Raw genomic sequence first — 25,311 nt, 5'->3', positions numbered from 1 at the left:
TTCTTGAGTAAACTTGGCCATATGTGCTGGTACCTCCTATTGTTGGTTGGGGTGTCCAACAATAGGGGTGCAACTCATGACGTTCCTGCGGGGTCTTACCTATTCCGCTTTTCCCGTAGGAGTCTTCGTCTTGCACTCCAATCAAAAGCTAGAAACTGCAAAATACCAATTATATGCTTTTACAAAAAAACAATAAAATTCCGAACGAATTCGATTTCATTATAGAAATTCGAATGATCGTTCGGTTTTTTTTGACTTACCTTGGAAAGTTGATTGGAGCGGAAGTTGCTCGACTCCTGCGGGAAACGCTGGACAGGAGAGACCCCGCAGGGCTTTAGCCCGAGGAGGCTCACCGCCAGCCCCGCGGAAAGCGAGCAACTGGAGCGGAAATCAACCAGCACTCACTACATCCAAAACCAACAGTATTTACGTAAACAGCTAAATGATAAATCCGAACGATTTCGAATGATCGTCCGGATATTTTTAAATAAACTCTTTTGTCCCTTTCTCCAAATGAAAACGCCCTCATTCACAAATGTTACGTTTTTTTACATAAAAACGCTTTCATTACAAATTAATACTTGAACTTTTGTTATTTTCTGAATATGATAAATGATATAACTTATTCATGTCATAAAACCTAACATGAAAAAAGACTAAAATTACAAAAGGAGGAAATCACATTGAAAAAAGTGGAAGCGATTATTCGTGCAGAAGCATTTCTATCCCTGCGAGAAGCATTATGTCTTCGTGGATTCAGCGGCCTGACTGTATCAGAGGCTGCTGGGTGTGGAAAGCAGAAAGGTAAGCAGGGGATTTTCAGGGGGAATAAATTTGAACTGCAGTTAGTCCCCCGCGTAAAGGTGGAAATGATCATCGATGATGGTCAGGTGGAAGACATCATTGATCTCATCGTTGAACATTGCAGTACGGAAACCGTAGGAGACGGAAAGATCTTCATCTATCCTGTCGAAGATGTCATTCGCATCCGTACAGGCGAACGAGGTAAAAAAGCCGTTTTGTAAATCGCTTTACCAAACCAATACTGGAGGGATTCCATTGATTAAAAAAATTTCGTCACTTCTGTTTCTATCACTTTTTGTGAGCACTACCGCTTTCGCTGCGCCCCCTACCGCAGAATCTGTTCAAGCATCCGTCGACTCTCTGTGGGTCATGATCGCTGCAGTCCTTGTGTTCTTCATGCACGCCGGATTCGCCATGGTAGAGACCGGATTCACCCGTGCCAAGAACTCCCTTAATATCCTCATGAAAAACTTCTTAACTGTCGCCATAGCTTCTGTTCTTTATTTCATCGTAGGATTCGGGTTCATGTTCGGAGGGTCATCAGGTGGCGTCATTGGTACGGACAGCTTTTTCCTATCAGGACGGGAAGACATCGGATTCTTCTTATTTCAATCCGTATTTGCCGCTACATGTGCTACGATCATTTCCGGTGCCGTGGCCGAACGCATGAAACTCAAAAGCTATATCCTTCTGACCATTGCCATGACAGGAATCATCTATCCGATCGTCGGACATTGGGTATGGGGCGGAGGCTGGCTTTCCGAGCTTGGTTTCGTCGATTTTGCCGGATCTACTGTCGTCCATTTAACAGGTGCAGTTGGCGCGTTCATCACGGTCTTATTCCTTGGAGCCCGTGTTGGAAAATACAGCAAAGGAAATGTGAATGTCATCCCTGGCCATAATATTCCGATCGGGGCACTCGGTGTGTTCATCCTCTGGTTCGGCTGGTTCGGATTTAATGGGGGAAGCAGCCTTGCCGCTGATCCCTCCCTTGTCCCACATGTCATCACGACGACCTTATTTTCAGCTTCCGCCGCCATTCTTTCATCCGCTTTTTACACGTTGATCCGGTTTAAGCGAATTGATCCCTCCCTTACATTAAATGGTGCCCTCGGCGGACTTGTAGGAATCACTGCCGGATGTGCCAATGTATCACTGGCAGGTTCCCTGATTATCGGCCTGATTGCCGGAGTCATTCTGGTTGAAGCCGTCACACTAATCGATTCGAAATTGAAAGTCGATGATCCGGTTGGAGCAATTGCCGTTCACGGAATTTGTGGAATATGGGGTACTGTCGCTGTCGGATTATTCGATGTTCAGAACGGGCTTTTATACGGTGGAGGTGCTGCTTTGGTCGCCACTCAAGCCCTCGGGGTGTTGGCCGTCATCGTCTGGACATCTGTCAGCGTTGGAGGATTCCTATTCATCGTAACGAGGGTATCAAGCATTCGCGTTTCCCGCGAAGAAGAACTTTCAGGACTGGATTTTACAGAGCATGGCTCCAACGCCTATGAATTAAAGGATACGGTGTTAGAGTCGAACGTCTCTTCCGCTTCTCCATTCGGATCTGACTTAGTCGAACGATTGAACTCGATCGGAACGGGAAAAGCAAGTGACATGAAGCAACGGAATACAATCTAATTTGAGGAAGAGCTGCTTTTTGCGGCTCTTTTTTCTTTTCCAAAATGGAGGCTAGACAACAATAAGCTCATATGGAAGGCATCTGGGCAGCCTCCATACGAGCTTATTTATGAAATGGATGATATGATTTTCTCTTTTACATCTTTTGATACGAAATGCTTCTTGGAAAAAACATTATAGTGACTATTTCTAACCTCGGAAAGAATCGCCCTGTATAATAGGGCAGCACCTTTAACCGGGGTTCTCGAGTACACAGGATAAAGATTCATGGTACGAAAAGCTTTTTTATAGTAATCTTCCGCAAGTCTGGCCATTTCTTCCCATATGGACTGAAAGGCGTCGTTTATTCTGTGTTCTTTTAAATCCGTTACGGTATATTCATATTTCACTAAAAGATCCTGAGGGATGTATAATCTGCCCCTTTCAAGATCCTCTCCGATATCTCTTAAGATATTCGTCAGCTGCATGGCATACCCAAGATAGATCCCATCTTCCCTCAATAGCTGCTCTTTCCCTGGGGCAAGGATGGGCAGGAGCATTAAACCCACAGTGCTCGCTACATGATAGGAATAATCAAGAACATCATCCATTTTCACGTACACCCTTTCACCAAGGTCCATCCTTTGCCCCTTTATCATGTCCCGGAAAGCTTGAACATCCATATTAAACCGTTTAAACACATCATCCAGCGCAATCCACATCGGCTCATTTTGAGGATAATAGCCGGTTAAATACGACTCAAATTCCATTTCGAATCGCCGTAATTCCTCTGAAGGATTCGTGCCCTCGTCAACGATATCATCTACTTTGCGGCAAAAGGCATACACAGCCCATACAGCCTTCTTTTGGTCTTTCGGCAGTAAGGAAAAAGCTCTGTAAAATGTTTTGGAATGAATCTTTATGATATTCTCACAGTGATCGTATGCTTCCAAGATCTTGTTCATGTAAGGACACATCCTTCCTTTCTGATTTACAATGTTCTTTAAATGCCTGGGCAACGAGTTTCGCACCCTGCATGACAATCGGGATCCCTCCACCAGGGTGAATGGATGCCCCAACAGCAAATATGTTCTTCTCCGTAAAGGGTTGTACCTGGGGTCTGAACGGACCGGATTGATCCAAACTAGGCGCAATTCCGAAGCTCCCCCCTGAATACAGCCCCTCTTGCATTGCTTCTTCAGGCGTCCTCATTTTCATCCACGTAATACGCTTTCTCAGTTCTTCGAATCCCCTTTCCTCCATTGTATCCAATACCAGGTTGGAAAGAAATTCTGAAGCTTCTTTCCAGTCCAATCTCTCCGACACCGGAACCGGTATGAGGACATAAAGGACGCTCTTACCTTCAGGGGCAAGTGAAGCATCGACCTTGGATGGATTAAATACGTAAAAGGAAGGTTCTTTAGGAATTCTCTTATTCTTGAAAATATCCTCCATGTTCCCGGAGAAATCATCATTTAAATAAAATTGATGCATTTCCTTATCATCATACTTCCCATCGACTCCCATATATAAAAGCACACAGCCGGAAGAGGGCTTATACGGTTTAAGTCCTTCTTTCCTTACTAATTTTGATGCCGTAGGGAAATCCCCATTTATGATGACCGAATCGACTGGCTCCCTTTGGTCTCCAAGGATGATGTGAGTCGCTTTACCTCCCTTCGTTGCAATTTCCAAGACGGGTGAGGAGGTCCTGATCGTGACGCCATGCAGGTCGCACGCTTCCTTCACATGGTCCAATAAGCCCGCATATCCCCCTTTTATATAATAGATGCCGTGCTTGTGTTCACTAAAGGACACCAGGCTGTAAATCGCCGGGGTCGTGTAGGGATTTCCACCGATATACAGTGTTTGAAGTCCATAAGCCGTCTGCAACTTCCCGTGATGAAAATAATGCTTTAAGTTCCCCATCACATTTCGGTATGCCTTTAGCTTAAGCAATGATCCAAGCGTTTGAGTATTGAGATAATCCCTCTTTTTCAGAAAAGACGATTCAAGAAATTTCGGCTTCCCGATTGTAAATCGTTCATCCATATCGCTCATAAATTGAAGGAAACCGTCTTCATCCCCGGGGAACTTCCCCTTGATCTCTTCATATTGTTTATGGATATCGGCATACTTCGTATACGTTTGCCCATCTGCAAAATGAACGTCATAAAGGGGATCACAGCGAACGAATTCTATTTCATTCGTGTCTATGCCTGCTTCTGTAAGAATGGACATGAGCATGTCTGGCAGAAGGACAATGGTAGGTCCTTTATCAATCTTGTAATCCCCTTCTTGAACAAAAGCAAGACGCCCGCCTATCGTCGGCTCTTTCTCATAGACCGTGACGTCGTGACCATCTTTCGCGAGTAATAATGCCGAAATCAATCCACCAATCCCTGATCCTACGACTGCTGTTTTCATAAGACTTCCTCCATCCTTTGTTCTTTAGAGAACGAGTACGAATGATCTTCATTCATCAACATATTGGTCGTAATCCTGGCTGATTCTAATATCGTCGGCAACCCGCTCCCCGGATGCGTACCTCCTCCGACTAACCAGCAGTGTTCAAGTTCCTCAAATTTGTTATGTGGGCGGAGTGCCATCATCTGCGTTAATTGGTGACCAAGATTGAAGGTGGCGCCTTCATAAATATTGAAATCCGTCTCCCAGTGATGGGGGGAGATGATCTTTTCTGCCTTGATATGATTGCGGATATTCTCTACACCTGTCTTGCTCTCAACAGCATCCAATACCAGATCCCGGAACGTTTGTTCATTTTCTGTCCAATCAATTCCGCTAACATTATTAGGGACGGGGGCAAGGATATATAATGTTGAATGACCCGGCGGCGCCAGTGTTGAATCAGTCACTGATGCATTTTGTATATAAATGGAAGGGTCCTCCGAAAGTGTAAATGTCTCCGTAATCTCTTCTACATTTCGCCTGTAATCCTCCGCAAACACGATACTGTGATGGGGGAGATCATATTGTTTATCGAGCCCCAGATAAATCATAAACGTGGAACAGGAGTATTTTTTCTTTTTCAGCTTTTCTTTACTGTATTTTTTCAAAACGCCATCTTCCACCAGGTTGGTCATGACATAGGCAAAGTCCCCGTTGATGATCACTTCATCTGCGGCAATTCTTTCTCCATCCTCTGTTATGATTCCTTTTACGTCATTACCGTCTTCAATCCACAGTTTCTTGACACCGTGACCGAGGTGAATTGAGCCTCCATGCTCCTCTACCACTTTTGCCATTGCTTTCGATAGTTGATTCAATCCGCCGATCGGGTGAAAGATACCGTATTCGTGCTCCATGAAAGACAGGATGGAAAATGCGCCCGGACACTCCCAGGGGGACATCCCCAAATATTTGGACTGGAAGGTGAACGCCAATCGCAATTCATGTTCGGTAAAGTAATCACTCAACACGCTGTATAGGGATCTACCCAAGGACAATTGAGGAAGTGCCCTCAACACTTTCCAACTGATATATTGATAATATCGATCCATCGGGCTCTGTAAAATCGGTTTCAGCCGTTCCATTTTTTTACGTGTATCATTCATGAAACGCGAATATCCTTCTGCATTACCTGGATAATGTCGTTCGATTTCCCCCGATAATGCTTCGGGATCTTTATACATTTTTACTTTTTTATCTTTAAAAATGAGTTCATACATCATGGAAAGCTCCCGTAGGTCAACATAGTCATGAAGATTCCTTCCAGACGCCTCGAATAATTCTTCTGCTATTTCCGGCATGCTGAGGAATGTCGGCCCAATATCGAATATATAGCCATCCATCGTGACAGATCCATTTCGTCCGCCAACAAATGATTGCTTCTCATAGATTTCTACTTTGTAACCCTTACTGGCGAGAAGCATTGCCGCTGCCAGGCCCCCAGGACCTGCACCGATGACGATTATCTTTTCGGCCATTGTTATAGCCTCCAATGTATTTTATTTGTACAATTATTATACAACACTTATACAACTGTTTTCCACTATGAAGAAACATTAAACGTTATTTTTCCAAATAAATTTGTTTTTCTCTTCCTGTCGGACTTGTCCTACACTCGATAAACCCATTAAAACCGCATTGGAAACTCTCTTCCCGTCATATTGTTGCTACTTAGCAACAATATTAAAAACCTGAACAAAAAGGAGGCATAGTAAAAGATTCTATCCTTTTACTATGCCTCCATTTCAATCATTCATACTTTCATTCTATGTTTGTACCTGTCTCTAAATTCTTATTCGCCATCCATCCATTGCTTTACTCCACAATTTCGATATTATAATCCTTGAACCACACATGGATCTGGGCGAGGTGGGCAAGTAGTTGAGGACCGGTCATGAGTTGGCCGTACCAGGGGACTTCAAAGGCTGCTCCGCCGCTTGCGACGATTTCCTTCAGTTTCTCTTCGTCAAATAATTCATAGAGAATGCTTGATTTATCTTCCAGGATTTCATTGAGCCAGTCACCGACCAGTTTGGTGTACTCCGGGTGATGGGTTTTCGGGTATGGGCTTTTCTTTCGATACAGGACTTCATGGGGAAGTACGCCTTCAAGCGCCTTTCTAAGGATGCCTTTTTCCCTTCCTTCGTGCATTTTCATCTCCCACGGGATGTTCCACACATACTCTACAAGTCTATGGTCGGCAAACGGCACCCTCACTTCAAGGCTCGCTCCCATACTCATGCGGTCCTTTCTATCCAGCAAAGTCGTCATGAACCATAGTAAGTTTAAATAGAATAATTGTCTCCTTTTGGTCTCCATTTCATTTTCCCCATCTAACAACGGTGTTTCAGCAACAGTGCGATCATATTGCTCCAGGACATATTCCTCGAGGTTCAATTTCTTACTCCACTCTTCTTTGAGAAGACCTTGCCGTTCCTCTGTGGAACGCATCCACGGGAATCCTCTCCGGTTAAAATCTTCCGGCCGGTGAAACCATGGATACCCTCCGAAGATTTCATCGGCACATTCACCTGACAGACCCACGGTAAAGTCCTCTTTGATTTCCCTGCAGAACCATAATAGAGAGGAATCCACATCGGCCATCCCCGGAAGGTCCCTTACATGGACCGCTTCAATCAGATGGTCCTTTAACTCTTGTTGACTGATCTCACATTTATGATGAATCGTGTCAAATTCAGCTGTCATCTTTTCAATCCAAGGGGCATCGGAGTTCGGTTGGAAATCATTCGCTTTAAAGTATTGATCATTTTCTTCATAGTCTATGGAGAAGGTATGAAGATTCCCTTTCCCCTCTTCTTTATATCGATTTGCTGCCACTGCCGTAATGGCGCTGGAATCGAGTCCTCCCGACAAGAATGTGCATAGCGGCACATCGGAGACAAGCTGCCTCTGTATGGCATCTGTAAGCATAATACGGACTTTCGATACCGTTTCGATGAACGAATCCGTATGTTTCTCACTTTTCACATTCCAGTATCTCCATATATTCAAGCCTTCCTTTGAGAAGATCATGCTATGGGCGGGACGCAGTTCCTTGACCCCTTTGAACACACCGTTTCCAGGAGTGCGGGATGGACCGAGCCCCAGAACTTCCGAAAGTCCCTGCAGATCCACCTGCGGCAAAACATCGGGATGGGCAAGTAAAGCTTTGATTTCTGAACCAAACAGGATCCCGCCATCCTTTTCGACATAAAATAAAGGCTTTACGCCCATTCTGTCCCTGCCTATAAATGCATGTTCCTTCTCACTGTCCCATACAGCAAAGGCGAAAATCCCGTTCAGATGGTGGACACATTCTTCCCTCCACTCAATATACGAGGTCAATAGGACCTCGGTATCAGAGTGCCCTTTGAAGGTATATCCCTTCTCTATAAGTATTTGTCTCAGATCTTCTGTATTGTAAAGTTCTCCGTTATAGCAAATAGTGAACAGGTGTCCGTTATGGTGGAGGCTCATAGGCTGCCTTCCTCCTGCCGGGTCAACTACGATTAATCGTTTATGACCGAACGCAACATGCTGGTCAACCCAGACATTCGTTTCATCAGGTCCTCTTTTAGAAAGGGTTTCTGCCATTTTTTCAACAACATCTTTTTCATTGGACATATCTTGTTTATAATGGATCCAACCTGTAATTCCGCACATAGTGATCATCCTCACTTTCTAGTCAAACAAACTGGGCTCACTGACACATAAATTATTCTATGCTCCGATAAAGAAATGGTTAATTGTCTCAATCAATCTTTACATGAATGAAATATGATAATTATGACAAGAAATGTAGTTAAGGAGGGATATTCACTTGAGCAACATATTTCGATCAAACATTTTAAAATCCCAAAAAAGATCTTTTTCCGAAGGCACTGCTTTATTCGAAGAAGATACATGGTTCTTTTTCGAGATTGACGCCGAGGAAGAGTCTGAGCTCGAATTTTACCTCAATCATGAACTGAAAGTGTATAGAGATGGAGAGTGGCTTTCCGGCGTTCTCTTAGAAGATGGTATCATCGTCACCCCCTATGAGCGAATAAGAATCGAGAATGGCGATCGAATTCAAATAAAGAAGAATATATTGTATTCATTGGAGAATTTATTAGAAGAGATTTCTGATGATGCCTTTCATCAGTTTACAACAGCCTTAAATAACCTGGGCTATTCGATTTATGACAGTATCTTTTGCCATAACCACCTTGTATTCCTCGGAAACCAAAAAATCAAGGAAGGCGTAAACTTCATCACATTCGACAACGGTGTGGAAGTTTGCGCTGTCCAGCATCACTTCACCTACTACAAAAAGAAACGCGACCGCTTTGAATTCACTTTAAGTACGGGTAGACGAATTGTGATTGAAAGTTTCAACATTTGATCGTACCCCACATCAAAAAGACAAGCGCCTGTCAGGTAAGGTACCCGACAGGCGTTTGACTATCATCAATCGCTATTAATGCGAGATATCTGACGAAAAGACCAAAATAAAAAAGCCCGCTCCATAAATGAGCAGACTTTTTATACCTTATGCAAATGGATGTAGCCCAAGTGGTAAACGCAGTCCCAAATACAGAACAATCAACAGGGCGATAACCATGACAATCCACAATACATTCGTGCTTTTTCCTTTATTCATGCGGACCAGGATCATCTCAAACATCCCGATCACCCATATTCCCACCAATCCTTTAATGCCGTAAAGAGCCGGATTGATTCCCTGATGCTTCCAGAATAAAAGGGCACCGGTTAAAATGATGAGCAAGTAAAATAATCGTAAGATCATATGTACAACTTTCATGCCTTTTTTCTTCCCTGCGTTATGTAAGCCGACCGCTACAAAGAAAAGAATGATGGCAACGACCCACGTTGTAATATGGGCATGTGTATTATCAAACATATTGAACCTCCTACAGGTAGATAGTTTACGCTCATAATATTACCACAGTCTGTACACCAACAAAAATTTTAACTAAGCCTGTAACTGATTTGTCAAAATTCCCAACCCTTCTATTTCGATTTCCACTACATCACCCTTTCTCAAAAAGCGTGGAGGCTTGTAGCCTTTCCCCACTCCAGAAGGTGTCCCTGTCGCGATGACATCACCCGGCATCAGAGTCATTCCTTTAGACAGGGTTGAAATAATCGTCGGAATGGAGAAAATCATTTGTCCCGTATTGGAAGACTGGCGGATTTCACCATTGACCTTCGTGGTGATGGACAGGTTCTGAGGGTCGGTCACTTCATCCTTTGTCACTAGAAATGGACCCATCGGGCATGTGGTATCCAGGCTTTTACCGATGAAAAATTGGCCATGCTTTTTTTGGAGGTCACGTGCTGTGATATCATTCAATATTGAATAACCAAAGACATGGTCCATCGCTTCTTCCAGAGAAATCCCTCTCCCTGTCTTTCCGATGATCACGGCCAGTTCTCCTTCATAATCAAGTTCTTCCGTTATGTCATCATGATGAAGCACCGTTTCCCCGTGACCGATGACCGTATGGGTTGCTTTCGTGAAAATCATGATATTCTTCGGGATATCCTGTTCACCACCCATTTCAATGGCATGTTCACGATAATTCTTTCCTACACATATGATGTTTCTCTTCACTTTCGGAATGGGAGAAAGCCATTCCACTTCATCCTTTGCAAAAGATGGCATAGCTCCCCCCTTCTCCCTAAGAATTGCTTCTACACTTTCAAGAAAACCTTCCCCGGCTTCAATCCCCTGAAGTAAATCCCCGGGTAAATCATCCATCACCGCTAAATCAAGGATCCTGCCGTCCATTTCCACTCCATATGTTTCTTTTCCCTCACACTTAAAACTAACGAATTTCATCCTTATTCATCCCCTTTTCCAGTATTACACTTCTCCCTCTTTAACCACATTGCTTCTCCCATAACTTAACACCCGCCAAAGCTTTTCAACAGGCCCATATCGAAACCTGGATAACCAAATTTCAGATAGAATCACCTGTATGAAATAAATCCCCACTGCAAGCATCGTCCCTGTCGTTAAGGTCACTTCTCCGTAGAGGCCAAATCCATAAGAATAGAAAAGTAATGTGCCGATGATGGATTGCATCAGGTAATTCGAGAGGGACATCTTTCCTACTGAAGCCAATGGCTTGCTCCATTTCATCATTTTTTCATTCAACAATAATAATGAAAGGATTATTGCATAAGATACTGATAAGAACGGACCTCCCAAAAAGTCCTGTATATAGCTGTAAGCGAAATTGGACTCAATGAATAGTGGCAGAGATTTAATGATCAATCCACAGAGTAACGTAAATCCACCTGTTATCATCCAAATCTTCTTATGGGTTCTGACCTTGGTCAATAATTGCAGTTTACTCGCGCCTGCCCCGAGCATCATCATAGGAAGAATCGAAAGTAACAAGAATAAGAGATTGTCAGGTGAGTTCACCATATACCAGTCCTGAAAGCGTTGCGCCATGATACTGCTGAAGCTCCCTGAGCCATAGGCGGCAACCGAATCCTGGAGTGCAGCAATATTCGTATAATTCGTCACCCCCGTCGGATCAGAAAAGGTCATCAATACTAGTAAAATACTGAAAAACGTTTGGGGTATTAGAAATAATAAACCTCCGAGCCACATCAATGCCTTCCCGGAAAGCCTCATGAAACCAAGAAGGATCAGACCGAATACGGCATAATTAATCAGGATATCCCCTGACCAGATCAGGAAGGCATGAATACAGCCGATTCCCAATAAAACAACAAGTCTTCTTACCCCAAACAGGTAGAAGGATGTTCCTTTCATCGCTGCCCTGTGTTGCTGGATCCCTAGCCCATATCCAAACATCATGGCGAATAAGGGAGAGAAGCTCGCTTGAACCAGAACATCGATCCAAGGAAATAATGCCGTATCTTCAGGTGTTTTCCACCATGTATAGGGATCAAAGTACAGAAATGGTGAATGGAAGGAAATCATGTTGATGATAAAGATGCCGAGCAGAGAGAATCCCCTGATCACATCGAGACTTACAATACGTTCTGACTGTTCAATTGGCGACAAGTTGTTCATTCATCTTCCTCCGAAATCATTAATCTTGTTTCTATTCTAACCCGAAATGGAAATTTAGGCGATTATCACCTATTCATGTTCTAAACATAGAATAACAATAATTAACTTTGTCTTAAAGGTGTGAGTCGAAATGCCTGCAATTGTAGGAATTGCACAAGTCATAAACGTCGGTTCCAGTGCCGTTTTTCACATTGGGGATGTATTTAACATCAGCCCGATATCAACAGCCAAAACCTTTGCCGGTGCAGGTTCATTTATTACAGGGAGAGGGATTTCCGTCTATAACGAAAGTTCCTTGACCTACACGGTGGATGACGATGGAATGGATCAAGGAATAAACTTAAACCTATGAGTGTGATGCGAAAATGACGAATTATTATGTTCAACAATCCATACAGATTCAATTCATTAAAATCGGGGGAATGTCTAATTCTTCCGTATTACAAATCGGCACATGTGGACAAATAAACACAAATGACTACTTGTATAATACCGGTGGTTTCACAGAACCCGCTCCAGAACCTGAAAAAAAAGGAAGTATTTCAATTGGGCCCCCTGGACCACCTGGTCCGCCGGGCCCACCGGGTCCAGCAGGACCACCAGCATCACCTTTAGTTCCTCTTCAAACGCCTTAAAAGAGTCCGCGACAAGAAAAGAGGTGGCAGGATGACTAATTACTATATGACACCCCAACAACTTTATCAGTATATCGACATGTTGAATACGAGAATTGTCGCGTTAGAAAAAAAAGTAGATGAGCTCTCACAGGAATTGACGGCGATCAAGGATACTCCGAAGATTAATGTAGAGAGAATTGAATATAAGTTCGATCAGCTTAAAGTCGAGTCCCTGGATGGTACATTGAATATCGGCCTGAACCCAAGTAATCTAAAGGATACAATAGAGGATTTAGCCGTTGATCAAAATGTGAATGTCGAGTCAATCAAAGATTTGACCCCCTACAAAGAAAGAATAACGAAAGAAATACATGCGTACATTCAAAACGAATTGCCTGCCCTCATTCAAGACAATGAAATGCAATTCCAACGATCCCTCGACCCTTCTTATTATGAAATGGTACAGCAAGACCTGCTAAATCAGATGCCGCAAAGAATAGATTTCTACTTGGAAAACATACCTCATGTCGAATCCAAACAATCCGAAGGGGACTGGGAAAGAAAAATAATTTCAAAAATCAAACAGGATATTCAAACGGCACTCTTCTCCTTTATGTCCCAGATGCCGGAAAATATGGAAGGGATGAATAACAATGAACCTCCAAGTAATCAATCGTGAATTGTCAGTCGGCAGTATCGATATTGCAGGGGTAGCAAGCTCCTCCCTTGTCCTGATCGGGGATGCCGATATCATTCAGCTTACTTCTGCATTCGATACACCGCCTGAGTCATTGATCATCGGTCCATTCGTCCCACTGACACCGAAAGGATAATAGATGTTTAAGCGCTATTCAATTGTAAATAAATTAGACGGCATTACGTTATCCTTTAGCTCACTCTATCAAATAGGCGATTCCCAAAACATAAACGCCGTATCCTTTGCCTACGCTGTTCAACGGGAGAAGGAATTTTTCTTGACGAGTGAAGGAAGCTTTGATTCCAGCGTTTTTCAAGGACCACTTACCAAACCTCCTGTTGATCCCACAGTGAGGGTCAGCCGACTAAATCTTTGTCCGATCAAAGTGGATCAAGTATTTATCAAGGCTACTGCTTTTTCTTCCATCATCCATATTGGAAATACGTCGAATGTCGCTATGGAATCGAGAGTAAAGCACATCCGTCAGCTTGAGGCTGAAAAGCATGAGGATCTGGGGAATTTTGAAACCATTGACCAGACAGACTAGAAACCCATACAAATAGGAACATGAACATTCTATTCTATTTCACATAGGTTAACTGTATAGATATTTATGAAGAGGATGTTGAATATGCCCGCTTTAGTAGGTCCAGTCGCTATTCTTAATGTTGGAGGAGGAAGTGTACAGTTTGGAGATACTGGTATTATTTCGCCCAAGTCCGCATCAAAAACGTTTGGTGGATCTGGCGGATTCAATACTGGCCCATTTCAGTTAACATACAATGTATTCAGTGTAAATACCACATTCGATTGTAATGTTGTAGATCAACCGATAACAGGGAATAACTAAAAAACCAAAAAGCCCATCCGCAGGCTTTTTGGTTTTTATTTTGATAGGTTATCGTTTCTTCCTTCGTTCCTGACTTTTCTTCGTTTTGATTAATTTGGTGGGCGGCTGCTTGCGGATCCATTTTATGAATGCACGAATATTCTCATCTCTTCTTAAATCTTCAATTGTGTTCAACCTTGCCCCAAGTTCATCGTTTGTGTAAAGGGAATGAACCTGCTTATGACAAGGAATACATAGTCTCGCCGTGGCGAGGAATGTTCCCCCGACCTCTTTAGGTGTGAGGTGATGAATCGTAGTCTCTACATTACTCCGGGCACATAACTCACATGTACCAATCGCTCTTTTACTCATCTTTAACCATTCCTCATTAAGTGATTAGTATAGGTATTCCCTGCAACAGCATAAAAAAACACTTCGAAGCAAAGCTGCGAAGTGTTTTCCTTTTATAACTCCAACACATGTCCTCCATCAAAGAAATACAGATACTTTTCTGATACCGGTTCTTTCCATATGGATTCTAATGCCCGGGTGTATAATTCGATTTGTACTTTATACCGCTCTTCAAGAACTGGCCTGGCTTCCGTGAATCCACCCTGATAGCGGTCATGGATGCCGTCTGTCTTGTAATCCAACAGGACGATTCCCGACTCATCCCTGAAAACACAGTCGATGACCCCTTGAACGAGAATGGTTTCTTCAGGGGCTTCTTCACCCGTTTCTGATATTTCACTAAGTGGAACGCTCATACTGAAGGGGATTTCCCGCTCTATATTACTGGCATTTACCATCCTCTGACCAATTCCACTCTCGAAGAAGCCTGAGATATGTTCGACTGACACTGCCTGCTTCTGTTCTTCCGTCAGGATTTCTTTATGAACAAGTTTCACCAAAAGGTCTTCAACCTTTTCCTCTGTCGGCACTCCATCTTCAAATGAAATATGCTGCATGACGGTATGCATGGCTGTTCCCTTTTCAGCAGGGGACAGTTCTTTCGACTGCATAAATTGAGGTCTATTATACACAGGCTTATGGTGCTGCCTCAGTATATCAATACTTGAGGCTTCATCCCTTATTTCAACCATCCGTTTCAGCTCTGAGACAGATTGCTTTGAACGGAGGTTTGTAGCGCGAATATGAGGGTATTCCCACGATAACCTTTGTAACACCTCTTCTTGTTGGGAAGAAACAATATCCACCACTTCCCCATTCTTCACTTTCTCCTGCCACGTTTTTTCTTCACTCATTTCCTCCTCACCGTCGGCAACCAGTTCAGATTTATGAATCGGTGTCACATGAAAGCAGGAAGGATGCGTAAGAATCTCTTCATTAATCATGCTGACTTCTGACCCGACTGTCGCTCCAAGTTCTCCACACTGAGGGTGACGCATGAGGGACGGACCTATCCAATCAAGATAAGAACTCGCCCCTGCCCGGTCATAATCAGATAATAACCAGTCTGTTTGACTTAAAGCCCCGCGCCATTTCTTCATCGATTTTTCCAGGCTTTTCACGGTACCAACCAGATATAACTTCTCCTTGGCCCGGGTCAATGCCACATATAGCACGCGCATCTCCTCCGAGATCGCCTCCATCCGCTTCTTCCGCTTGAATGCCAATTGGGGAAGGGACGGATAGCTGATCCGTTTAGCTGCATCAGTGTATTTCACGGCCAATCCAAGGTCTTTATCCAATAAGTATGCTGCATTCAGATCCATCAGGTTGAATTGTTTGGAGGTACCGGCGACAAATACGACAGGGAACTCAAGACCTTTACTGGAATGGATGGTCATTAACCGTACCACATCTTCCTGTTCGCTCAGTGCTCTTGCCACTCCCAGGTCATCCCCCCGTTCCCTCATCCTGTCGATGAACCGCAGGAACCGGAATAATCCCCTGAAGGAAGTTTCTTCGTATTGCCGCGCACGGTCATAGAGAGCCCTGAGATTAGCCTGACGCTGCTTCCCACCGGCCATCCCACCCACATAATCATAGAATCGGGTGTCCCGGTACAATTGCCAGATCAATTCTGTCACAGATCCCTGCCTCGCCTTCGTTCTCCAGTTCCCGAGGTGATAAAGGAACACTTTGACCTTTTCGAATGTTTCTTCCTCACGGGGATTGCCAGGCTTCTCCCCGGCAAATGTCTTCAACGCTTCGTAATACGTCCCTGCTCTGGAATGGATCCGGATACTGGCAAGACCTTGCTCATCGAGTCCGACAATCGGGGACCTTAGAACGGAAGCAAGGGGGATATCCTGGTACGGATTATCGATCACTTTCAGGAGTGAAAGCATAATGGCAACCTCGGTCGCTTCAAAATATCCTGTAGATAAATTAGCATAAATCGGTATTCCCTGACGCTTGAATTCTTCCATGATTTCTGCCGCCCAAGGCATGGAGCGAAGCAGAATCACGACGTCCCGGTATTGAATCGGTCTCTCGGTTTTCGTTTTGGCATCATAGACCGGTGTCCGCTCTTCTATCATCCTTTTGACTTTGTTTGCCATATAACGGGCTTCCAGGACCGATTTCTCGATATCCCCTTCATCAAAGATGGATAGTCCCTCTTCATCACCACCTGGAGAAGGTTCTTCCGTTTCCTGATCGATGATCGCCACTTCAATCGGGTATTCTTTTTCTTCTGGATAAGGGGCACCTTTTACAAGTTCAGCTTCCCTGTTGTATTCCATCTCACCGACAGATGGACCCATAATCTGTTTGAATAAAAAGTTCGTCCCTTCTAACACTTCTTTCCGGCTTCGGAAGTTTTGGGAAAGGTCGATCTTCAATCCCGCTTCCCCTCTCTCGGGGAGAAAACGGGTATACTTTCCTAAAAACAGATTCGGTTCCGCCAATCTGAAGCGGTAGATGGATTGCTTTACATCCCCCACCATGAACCGGTTTCCAACTTCTTCACGTTCCTCTGTAATGAGAAGGAGAATGGATTCCTGAACCATATTTGTATCCTGGTATTCATCCACCAGTACTTCTTTGAACTTATTTTTGTAAAGATTCGCTGCTTCTGAAGGAACCAATGCATCAAATGAAGGGTTCCTTAAAATGTCGAGACAAAAATGTTCCAAATCGGCAAAATCGACGAGTCCCTTTTCTTCTTTCATTACCCTGAAACGTTTACCGAATTCGATCACCACTTCCGCCAGGGTGTGGATCACGTCCTTCATCTTCCGCATATCTTCAAGGAAAGAACCGGGTCTTCTTGAAAAGAAATCCTCCTGAAGCTTTTCCAATGTTTTCTTTCCTTGATCCCTGAGTTTCTTCGCTTCATCAACTATTTCTTTATTATACTCGTCCCCCCTGCAAGCTTTTAGCTTCGTAAAGGGCAGGGTTTGGATCGTTTCGTATAAATCGTTCCAGGAAGTTGCCAGACTTTCTTCCAGGCTCTCGACGATCTCGATATCACTTAAGAAGTTCTCCGCTCTCGGACCAGGTCCCCCGGGCACTCGGGTGAGATCCAATGCCCGCTGAAATAAGCTTTTTGAACCATGAAGCTGCAATCGGATATCTGTCAGAAGAGGCTCAATAAAGGAAAGTTGATCGATTCCTTCGCCCTCTTCTACCTCATACAGATCCTCGAGTCTTCTCAGCCACTCATCGGGATTCGGATGGGAGCGCGAAAAATCATACAGCTTCCTGATCATATCCTGCAGGGCACCATCACTTCGATCGCTCGTAAATGTGTCCACCAGTTTAAAAAAGTCATGATTGTCTTCTTTGCCGTATTCTTCTTCAAAAAGATCGTCAAGGACCTCATCCCGAAGCAGGTCTCCCTCTGTCTCATCTGCGATTCTGAATCCAGGATCGACATCAATGAGATAATAGTATTTTCGTATCACTTCAAGGCAAAAGGAGTGCAGGGTAGAAATGGACGCGCGGTTCAGCAAACTGAGCTGCTTCCTTAAATGACGGGAATGGGGATCTTCATCGATTGCCTTCTCGAGCGCAAGGCCGATCCGATGTCTCATTTCAGCCGCTGAAGCATTGGTAAAGGTAACAACCAATAGTTCATCCACGTCCATCCTGTCTTCTTCTGAGAGGATCTTCTGAATGATCCTCTCTACCAGTACAGCTGTCTTACCCGACCCCGCAGCTGCAGCGACGAGGATATCCTGTCCTTTCGCCCATATCGCCTTCCACTGATCATCTGTCCAAGTGACATGATCCGGCTTTACTGGAATACTATCATTATTCATTGGATTCCGCCTCCTCTCTCACTTTCCGTAATAAATCTTCCTGTTTCGCTGTCGGCAGCACTCTGAACTCGTTTTCCTCCAAAGACTGATCAAATTGACAGACCGGACGGTACGAACAAAATTGACACGGAGTCCGATCCTTCAGCTTATATGGAGCTATATCCGTCTCTCCGGAGATGATCCGGTTCCCGGAGGCTTCATAGAGCTTTCTGACATGTTGACGCATATAATGGAAGTCTTCACCTGAAGCCGCCTTCGAACGGGAAGATAATGTACCGTCCTTCTTGATCCCTGCTGATATGATATCAGAATTCCCCGTGTCCAGCGTCTGATCCATTAATCTGACAATGTCAGAATCCCCAAGGACGATTCCCTTCATCTTAAAGCTCTTGAAGATTTCTTGCTCGATCTGATCCATTGTCAAGATCTTCTTGCTGTTGATCATCGGGTTGTGAACATGGAAATAGAGTACACCGGCAGGTTTTGCTTCCTTCCCGACGAACTGTTTCGAATTGGTTAACACAATATCAAGATACGTCAGCATCTGCAGGGCCAGGCCGTAATATACTTCCGTCATATCCAGGTCCCTGGCGCTCGACTTGTAATCGACGATTCTGAGATACACTCCGTTTGCATCCTCAGCCTTGTCTACCCGGTCAATCCTTCCCTGCAGTTCCATCTTCGTCCCATTTCTCAATTGGAACTGAAACGGCGGAAGGGTCGCCTGTGGGCCGAATCCAAGTTCCACCCCGACGGGCACAAACCCGCTCGCCTTTGCATGTTCACTTAAAATCATGCTTGCCCGGCTTATGATTTGCTCAAGCTTTTGAGCGATATAATAATGCCGGTTCGAGCTTAATAGAATCTGGTGCTGGAGCTTCGGTGCGAGCATAAGGACCGCTTCTTTCGCCAACTGCAAACACTGGGATTTCGAGAGTGATGCCCATGTCAGTCCATGACGTTCCACTTCTTCTGATATCCACTTTAAAGCCGAGTGGAACATCTCACCGATATCCGGTGCCTCTAATTTGAAGAAATCCCGTTCCCTGAGCTTCAGGCCGTGACTGGCAAAATGTGAAAATGGGCAGCTGTGAAAGAGCTCCATCCGGGAAACACTGGCAAGGATATGGTCACCGTACAACTCTTTGCTCGTATCCTCCGACAGTTGATTACCACGGTTCTCATAAAAAAGGCTTGAAAGGATATGGCCTGAATGCCACTTCCAATCATTGGACGAAGCATAAAAATTATACACATCCCACCAGAAGTCATAGATCGGATAATCCCTTTTCTTCAACTGAAGCTGTGACGTAAGGTGGGAAATCGTCACATTCGGATGACAGACGTAATGAAGCTGATCCTCTTCAGATAGTTCAGACGGTTCATTGATGAGAAGCTTTGTATGTGAATCCGGGAACATTTCATTCAATCTCTTAATGAAGGAAGACGGCAAGAGCGCCTTTCCTTCTTCATTGGCGATGGGATAGCTGATGAAAAGGCGTTCGCTTGGAGTCGTGAACGCTTTATACGCCACAAACTCTTCATCCAACAGCTTTGTCCTATTACTCGGGGCTATTTTGAATCCCCTTGTGATCAATGTCTCACGGTCTTCATCGGACAGGACCCCGTCTTCACTCATTTTTGCCGGGAGAATCCCATCATTCACTCCAATGATGAATGCGGCTCTGATGTCGCCAAGCCTGGATTTCTCAAGATCTGCAATAATGACCTGATCAATGGCAGGGGGGACCAATGAGAATTCCATCGTTTCAATACCTGCATCAAGGATGGAAGAGAATTTCTTCATAGTCGTTTCTTCATCACCAAGCATCTCTACATATTGATCAAGCAGATCCATCACTGCCGACCATGCTTGATCATGTTCCCTTGCTGCGATCAAATTCCCTTTCTCCTCAGCTTCAATGCGCATTCGTTCAAGCTTTGCCGGTATATCCAACTCTTCCAGATAAAGATAAAGGGCCTCACAGTATTCCCGTCCCGTAGCGCGCTTCTTTAATCGTTTACCAAGACGGATGACCGGTGCCGAGATAAATAACCGCAATTCATTGATCTCGTGCTCAAGCTCCCTCTCCCGGTCGGTCTGTGGGGCGTCCACATGTTCAAGACCCCTGAAGCGACGGTATTTCCAACGGTCTTTCTTCGTCCACCGGTCTCCCTTTATACCATAAGCAAGCACATAGTTCTCCAGTCGGTCCATCTTTTCACGCAAATCGGCTGGATTCTTCTGATAAGGAAATAAAAGGTCTGTTTTCACTGCCCGGAAGACCGGTTCATATCTCCAGTTGCTGTTCATGATCTCCAGTGTGGAACGAATGAGCTCGATGAGAGGGTGATTCAGCATCGTCCGCTTCTGATCAAGGAAAAAGGGAATCGCATAATCCTGGAAAATCGTTTCGACCTTATCACGATAATCCTGGCTGTTTCGAACCAATACGGCGATATCCTTGTAGCGGTACCCTTCTTCCCGTGCAAGCTTTCTGATCTCCCTTGCGATTCCTTCAACCTCAGCACGACGGTTGGACGCTTCGAGGAATTCAATAGTTGTATTTCCTCCCTCATAGGGTATCGTTGGCCGATCTTCAAAATGACGCTCTAAATGAAGCATCGTTTCACTCCCGTAGCGAATCGGTTTCGTGAGCACCTCTTCATTCACTGATTCTCCTGCCACCCTGCAAATATCCTGAAGGGTATGGAAGGTTTCGTTAGTCATCCGAAACAGGCTTAATTCATTCATGGCGTCGATTGGCTGCTCAGGATCCGTTGTAAGGGCAACCGTCACTTTTTTCGTATGTTGTATGAGCTGATCAATAATGAGGTATTCCTGAGGAGTGAAACTATGAAACCCGTCTATGTAGATTTCTGCCTCTTTCAGGAGATCGGAATTTTTCACATGATCAGTGAGCAATTGAAAATAATCTTCCGAATCAATGTACTTTCCGAAAAGCTTTTCCTCAAATTTCTCATAAATCAGTTCAAGGTCGTGAAGCTTATCCTTCAATACCTTGGAGCGATCACTGTCTTCATTAAACCCATGCAGGTCCGCTGGTGAAATGCAGTAACGTTTGAATTCCTTTACAATCGCCTCCACATGATGAATAAACCCCGGCTTGTCAGATGCCTTGGTGAAAATATGGAGATGCTCCTTGTTTTCGTCTATGATCTTCCGGATCATCATATTTAACCCGACATCAGATAAATGATAACGGCTCATTCCACCCGTTTCCTGAAGGATCTTCCAGGCAAGACGGGTGAAGCTGAACACCTGTCCACGGATCATACCGTTCAATCCCGGCGTATTCACGAGTTCGTATTCAGATATAAAGGACATTTGATCCGGTACGATATAGATGATTGGATCTCCATTCGGTGCTTCCAACAAACTCTTTTTCATCTCATCCAATATGCGATGGGTTTTCCCCGTACCGGAGCGTCCGAGAATAAAACGTACAGACATCCTCTCACTCCTTTTCTTATACTCTATCTATTCTAACCAAGAGGGTTTATGAATTTTTGTATAGGTTCATTATAGTACACAACCACAAATCTTTCCCGTCTCAATTTTGTTTGAAAATATTTGGATCATCTGCATACAGTAAAGATAGGCAGGTGAAATCATCATGAATCAAAATTTCCACAGAATCGCTTCTGTCCTGGTTATGATGGCCGTGATGGTAGCTTGTAATATTTACACGTTCATCCCCATTTATGGAAGCATTGCAGCCACTCTTTCCATTCCACAAAGTGAAGTCGTCATGGCCGGAACTTCATTTATCTTTTTCTACGCATGCGGTTTATTGACATTTGCCAACGCTGCAGACCACTTCGGCAAAAAAAGGATCCTCGTCTGGGGGATGCTTGCATCTGCCGTTTCTTCAGGGGCCGTTGGGTTATCAACCGACTTCTGGAGTTTATTTATCACAAGGGGTTTGCAAGGATTCTGTCTGGGGAGCTTTGCACCTGTGGCGTTTGCCTATACGTATGATTTGTTTTCAGGAAAGCATCGGACCCTGCTTCTGGCTTTCATCAATTCAGGCTTTCTCTTTGCCGGTATCCTCGGTCAGTTGCTCAGTGAAGGAATCACACGCTTCTCCGGCTGGTCTGCTGTATTCTTCTTTTTCGCCATGGTATATGCTTCCCTTTTTTTAATCGGAAACCAAACGCTTCCACCTGCAAACGTTGTATCTGTTTCATCCTCACAACAAATCGCCACCATCGTGAAGCTGCTTAAGAGAAAAGAACTTCTTTACTGTTACGGAATCGTCTTCACCCTTCTCGCTACATTCATCGCTTATTATGACAGCTTGACCCGCTACATGTCAGAAGATCCCGGCCTGCTTTTCCTCACCAGGGCAGTAGGTCTGATCGGAGCCTGCTTATCCCTTTTCATAGGCCGTCTTGTGGAGGCACTGGGAATCTACAAAACTCTGTTTATCGGAGTCTCTCTATCGATGATAAGTGTGGTGGCTGCTTTCATGTATGCATACGGTCACGAACCCTTTATCATCATTCTTTCTTCCATTCTTTTTGTCTCGGCCATCTCCTTATTGATTCCCACCGTCATCACCCTGATCGGAGATATGAGCGGCAAGGGACGAAGCCAGGCACTCAGCCTCTACTCTTTCCTATTGTTAGGAGGGACCAGTATGGCACCGTTAGTCATCATGCACCTTACGTATGTCCAATCCTTGTTTCTGTTAGTGGGATGCTTTTTGTTCCAAACATGGATGGGAGGCTTGTTATATGTGGGGCGGAAGAGATGGGACACGGGGGATTAGCCCACTTTTTCCCTTCTTTCCTGTAGATTCGAGGTGTGGGGCTCGAAATGGAGAAGATCTGTGGCAGGGAAATTTGACACTCCGGGGCTTAATTGCGTCTTTTTGGATGAGGATTGCGTCTTTTTTTCATTTATTGGGTCATTCTGGATAGTAATTGCGTCTTTTAACAGATTAAGGAAAATGACTGAGCGCTCAATCTCCCGTGCTCAAACCTCTACCCATCTGAAAAAAGAAGGACAACCTCATCCTTCTTTCCATTCATCCACTAATAATCCATACAGTATCATGTCATGTCGATTTCCGTCTCTTTGCAGGAACTGACGGAAGCTTCCTTCTTTCGTGAACCCCAGTGATTCATATAAACGGATCGCTCTCTCATTATACGAAAATACCGTTAACTGAAGACGGTGTAAATTCAACTCATGAAAGGCATAGGCAAGGAGACACTGCATTGCTTCCCTGCCGAATCCATTCCCCCATGACTGTTCGTCACCGATGGATATCGAAACCCATCCCACACGATGAGACCAAAGAATTCCGTCCAATTCAACAAATCCGATGATCCTGCCCTCATCCTTCAGACGAACCGCAAAACGATAGGCATTATCACCCGGATCTCCCATCCATTTCTTGATCTCTTCTTCTGATTTCGGTTTATGGGGGAGGGCATCCAATAGTCTCTGCACTTCTTCATTTTGATTCCATTCCCTTATAGCCGAAACGTCTTCTTCCTGAAAGCCTGATAGATATATTCTCGTACCGGATAATAACCGTTTCATCATTTTCACCTCGATATACGTATTTCGAGATGTTCCCTTTCTTTTCCTTCATTGACCCTGTAAAAGGTTTGTCAGTGCCTGTTTGTTGACTTTGCCTACATCGGTTTTCGGTAATCCTTTCACAAAATGATTCTTCATCCTCCAAAAAAAGACCCGGAAGACTCCAGGCCCAAATTCTTCACCAAATCATTTCTGCCCACTCGGGGTGATCAATGAATGGATTTCGGTTTCCTTGATATTGGTCAAAAATAATGTTATTTCTGCGGATTTCCCTTGCATCGACTGGATCTTGTTCGTTCCATTCCAGAAGTACAGACATTTTCCCCATATAAGGTGCACTGCCGTTATTGACATTGTTGTTCAACTCTAAATCGACTTCGCCGCTGTCTCCTTCATAGCGGACATCCATGTAGAAAATCATTCGTGCTACGTCTCCTTTCACTTCATCACGCGGCTCCCATGAATCGCTATCATAGTAGTTGCCCGGCGCTTCGCTCTGTTCGGTTCCACCATTGTCAAAATCCAGATTCCCTCTTGTAGAGTTGACCGTCACATCCGTCGGTCTTAAGTGATGGAGGTCCGTCCCTGGTCCCTGTGCCGTCCCGAAATCTCCGTGGGATTTCGCCCATACGTGTTCACGGTTCCAGTCGTTCACCCCTCCGCCGTTTGTCGTTTTCGATTGTGAGCGGCCAGAGTAGAGGAGAATGACGTTATTCGGATTACTCGGATCTTCATCCGTATTGCGAAGCGCACCCCATACAGCATCGTAAGAAAGGGTCTGATGATCATCAATGATGTTATGCAGCTCTGTTTTCAGGGCATCGCCCGTCTTTCCTTCAGCCGTATTATAATATTCTTCATAAGTTGGTGGATCGGTCGGATCGGATGGAGGGTCGGTTTCCCCGCCTTCCATTGATTCAAACGCCGATGTCGACTTCACTCCCGGGTGGGAAAAATAGGCCGTCAAGCTGCCAGTCACCTTGATTTTTTCACCCAATAATCCAGGGTTACTTTGGAGGCCAAAGCTTGACCGGTATGAAGTTGGGATTTGGACATATATCATCTGATCCGTATTGGCCTCTGATGGTGAAGCCGCTAATGCCAATGCATAATCGTTGGGAAAATTATTTGTAACAACTGATGAGCCCGAGGTTGGCTGCCCCACCACATATCCTTCTACGGACTGGGTGGACCCATTTTGGTTTGATATGGCTTGATCCACTGTATAGGGAGAACTCCACGTCCCATTTCCAGCAGCACTCATTTGACTCGGGGATACCTGACTGCACGCAATCGTAAACAGAAATACAATAGCAAAAATACCGATGATTTTTTTGTGTATGGACTTCAAATTGCTTCTCCTCCTTTGAATACATTACTCATTTAGCGTACAATACTGATTGTCATAATA

The 25,311-nt window shown here is 44.5% G+C and carries 22 protein-coding genes; 10 read left to right on the top strand and 12 right to left on the bottom strand.

Annotated features, from left to right (window positions below):
• Nucleotides 1-683 precede the first annotated feature (683 nt).
• Both NQ095_RS14860 and NQ095_RS14855 read left to right on the top strand, forming a co-directional pair.
• Entirely contained in the window at nucleotides 684-1,025 is a 342-nt protein-coding gene (locus NQ095_RS14860) for a P-II family nitrogen regulator (protein ID WP_258264232.1), read from the top strand.
• Between the two features lie 34 nt (nucleotides 1,026-1,059).
• Nucleotides 1,060-2,445, top strand: a complete 1,386-nt coding sequence (locus tag NQ095_RS14855) for an ammonium transporter (protein WP_258264231.1) — start codon at nucleotides 1,060-1,062, stop codon at nucleotides 2,443-2,445.
• A gap of 107 nt (nucleotides 2,446-2,552) precedes the next feature.
• On the opposite strand, the gene NQ095_RS14850 is transcribed toward NQ095_RS14855, so the two are convergent.
• The 4 genes from NQ095_RS14850 to asnB all read right to left on the bottom strand — a co-directional run bounded on the left by NQ095_RS14850 (nucleotide 2,553) and on the right by asnB (nucleotide 8,556).
• Complete coding sequence (locus tag NQ095_RS14850; RefSeq protein WP_258264230.1) at nucleotides 2,553-3,389, bottom strand: phytoene/squalene synthase family protein; 837 nt, start codon at nucleotides 3,387-3,389, stop codon at nucleotides 2,553-2,555.
• Entirely contained in the window at nucleotides 3,355-4,851 is a 1,497-nt protein-coding gene (locus NQ095_RS14845; RefSeq protein WP_258264229.1) for a phytoene desaturase family protein, read from the bottom strand. The genes NQ095_RS14850 and NQ095_RS14845 overlap by 35 nt, the downstream gene beginning before the upstream one ends.
• Nucleotides 4,848-6,371: a phytoene desaturase family protein gene (locus NQ095_RS14840; protein WP_258264228.1), complete on the bottom strand. Its 1,524-nt coding sequence runs from the start codon at nucleotides 6,369-6,371 to the stop codon at nucleotides 4,848-4,850. Before NQ095_RS14840 ends, NQ095_RS14845 begins: the two co-directional genes overlap by 4 nt.
• Nucleotides 6,372-6,708: 337 nt before the next feature.
• Nucleotides 6,709-8,556 (bottom strand): asparagine synthase (glutamine-hydrolyzing), encoded by a 1,848-nt coding sequence (gene asnB / locus NQ095_RS14835; RefSeq protein WP_258264227.1) that lies wholly within the window; start codon nucleotides 8,554-8,556, stop codon nucleotides 6,709-6,711.
• A 157-nt stretch (nucleotides 8,557-8,713) separates the two neighbouring features.
• Between asnB and NQ095_RS14830 the strand changes: the two genes are divergently transcribed.
• On the top strand, nucleotides 8,714-9,277 hold the full coding sequence (locus tag NQ095_RS14830; RefSeq protein WP_060670340.1) for a DUF2777 family protein: 564 nt from the start codon (nucleotides 8,714-8,716) through the stop codon (nucleotides 9,275-9,277).
• A 147-nt stretch (nucleotides 9,278-9,424) separates the two neighbouring features.
• Here the strand turns inward: NQ095_RS14830 and NQ095_RS14825 are convergent, their stop codons facing one another.
• The 3 genes from NQ095_RS14825 to NQ095_RS14815 all read right to left on the bottom strand — a co-directional run bounded on the left by NQ095_RS14825 (nucleotide 9,425) and on the right by NQ095_RS14815 (nucleotide 11,950).
• On the bottom strand, nucleotides 9,425-9,796 hold the full coding sequence (locus tag NQ095_RS14825; RefSeq protein WP_060670344.1) for a YisL family protein: 372 nt from the start codon (nucleotides 9,794-9,796) through the stop codon (nucleotides 9,425-9,427).
• Between the two features lie 72 nt (nucleotides 9,797-9,868).
• On the bottom strand, nucleotides 9,869-10,738 hold the full coding sequence (locus NQ095_RS14820) for a fumarylacetoacetate hydrolase family protein (RefSeq protein WP_258264226.1): 870 nt from the start codon (nucleotides 10,736-10,738) through the stop codon (nucleotides 9,869-9,871).
• A 24-nt stretch (nucleotides 10,739-10,762) separates the two neighbouring features.
• On the bottom strand, nucleotides 10,763-11,950 hold the full coding sequence (locus NQ095_RS14815; RefSeq protein ID WP_258264225.1) for a DUF418 domain-containing protein: 1,188 nt from the start codon (nucleotides 11,948-11,950) through the stop codon (nucleotides 10,763-10,765).
• Nucleotides 11,951-12,080: 130 nt separating this feature from the next.
• Between NQ095_RS14815 and NQ095_RS14810 the strand changes: the two genes are divergently transcribed.
• The 6 genes from NQ095_RS14810 to NQ095_RS14785 all read left to right on the top strand — a co-directional run bounded on the left by NQ095_RS14810 (nucleotide 12,081) and on the right by NQ095_RS14785 (nucleotide 14,114).
• Nucleotides 12,081-12,302 (top strand): spore germination protein, encoded by a 222-nt coding sequence (locus NQ095_RS14810; protein ID WP_060670350.1) that lies wholly within the window; start codon nucleotides 12,081-12,083, stop codon nucleotides 12,300-12,302.
• Between the two features lie 13 nt (nucleotides 12,303-12,315).
• Nucleotides 12,316-12,585 carry a spore germination protein GerPB gene (locus NQ095_RS14805; protein WP_258264224.1) on the top strand — a complete coding sequence of 90 codons (270 nt, stop codon included), beginning with the start codon at nucleotides 12,316-12,318 and terminating at the stop codon, nucleotides 12,583-12,585.
• Between the two features lie 31 nt (nucleotides 12,586-12,616).
• Nucleotides 12,617-13,246, top strand: a complete 630-nt coding sequence (gerPC, locus tag NQ095_RS14800; protein WP_258264223.1) for a spore germination protein GerPC — start codon at nucleotides 12,617-12,619, stop codon at nucleotides 13,244-13,246.
• The gene (locus NQ095_RS14795) at nucleotides 13,221-13,400 is read left to right on the top strand and encodes a hypothetical protein (protein WP_060670356.1); all 180 of its coding nucleotides are present in this window, start codon (nucleotides 13,221-13,223) and stop codon (nucleotides 13,398-13,400) included. Before gerPC ends, NQ095_RS14795 begins: the two co-directional genes overlap by 26 nt.
• A gap of 3 nt (nucleotides 13,401-13,403) precedes the next feature.
• Entirely contained in the window at nucleotides 13,404-13,811 is a 408-nt protein-coding gene (locus tag NQ095_RS14790; protein WP_258264222.1) for a spore germination protein GerPE, read from the top strand.
• A gap of 66 nt (nucleotides 13,812-13,877) precedes the next feature.
• Nucleotides 13,878-14,114, top strand: a complete 237-nt coding sequence (locus NQ095_RS14785; RefSeq protein WP_375162843.1) for a spore germination protein — start codon at nucleotides 13,878-13,880, stop codon at nucleotides 14,112-14,114.
• A 48-nt stretch (nucleotides 14,115-14,162) separates the two neighbouring features.
• Here NQ095_RS14785 and NQ095_RS14780 read toward each other — a convergent pair whose 3' ends face one another.
• The 3 genes from NQ095_RS14780 to addB form a co-directional block, all read right to left on the bottom strand.
• Nucleotides 14,163-14,465, bottom strand: coding sequence for an HNH endonuclease (locus NQ095_RS14780; RefSeq protein WP_258264221.1), 303 nt, complete (start codon nucleotides 14,463-14,465; stop codon nucleotides 14,163-14,165).
• Between the two features lie 92 nt (nucleotides 14,466-14,557).
• The gene (gene addA, locus NQ095_RS14775) at nucleotides 14,558-18,325 is read right to left on the bottom strand and encodes a helicase-exonuclease AddAB subunit AddA (protein ID WP_258264220.1); all 3,768 of its coding nucleotides are present in this window, start codon (nucleotides 18,323-18,325) and stop codon (nucleotides 14,558-14,560) included.
• Nucleotides 18,318-21,800 carry a helicase-exonuclease AddAB subunit AddB gene (gene addB, locus NQ095_RS14770; protein ID WP_258264219.1) on the bottom strand — a complete coding sequence of 1,161 codons (3,483 nt, stop codon included), beginning with the start codon at nucleotides 21,798-21,800 and terminating at the stop codon, nucleotides 18,318-18,320. The genes addA and addB overlap by 8 nt, the downstream gene beginning before the upstream one ends.
• A gap of 163 nt (nucleotides 21,801-21,963) precedes the next feature.
• On the opposite strand from addB, the gene NQ095_RS14765 reads away from it, so the two are divergent.
• Nucleotides 21,964-23,121 (top strand): MFS transporter, encoded by a 1,158-nt coding sequence (locus NQ095_RS14765; protein ID WP_258264217.1) that lies wholly within the window; start codon nucleotides 21,964-21,966, stop codon nucleotides 23,119-23,121.
• A gap of 242 nt (nucleotides 23,122-23,363) precedes the next feature.
• On the opposite strand, the gene NQ095_RS14760 is transcribed toward NQ095_RS14765, so the two are convergent.
• Together NQ095_RS14760 and NQ095_RS14755 are read right to left on the bottom strand one after the other, a co-directional pair.
• Nucleotides 23,364-23,903 (bottom strand): GNAT family N-acetyltransferase, encoded by a 540-nt coding sequence (locus tag NQ095_RS14760; RefSeq protein ID WP_258264215.1) that lies wholly within the window; start codon nucleotides 23,901-23,903, stop codon nucleotides 23,364-23,366.
• Between the two features lie 175 nt (nucleotides 23,904-24,078).
• Nucleotides 24,079-25,251 carry an endonuclease gene (locus NQ095_RS14755; RefSeq protein WP_375162842.1) on the bottom strand — a complete coding sequence of 391 codons (1,173 nt, stop codon included), beginning with the start codon at nucleotides 25,249-25,251 and terminating at the stop codon, nucleotides 24,079-24,081.
• Nucleotides 25,252-25,311 lie beyond the last annotated feature (60 nt).

Origin of the sequence: Rossellomorea sp. SC111, from assembly GCF_024733565.1 — a bacterium.
Taxonomy (GTDB): domain Bacteria; phylum Bacillota; class Bacilli; order Bacillales; family Bacillaceae_B; genus Rossellomorea.
Note: the sequence above shows the minus strand (reverse complement) of the source record. Positions and strands in the feature narration are given on the sequence as shown.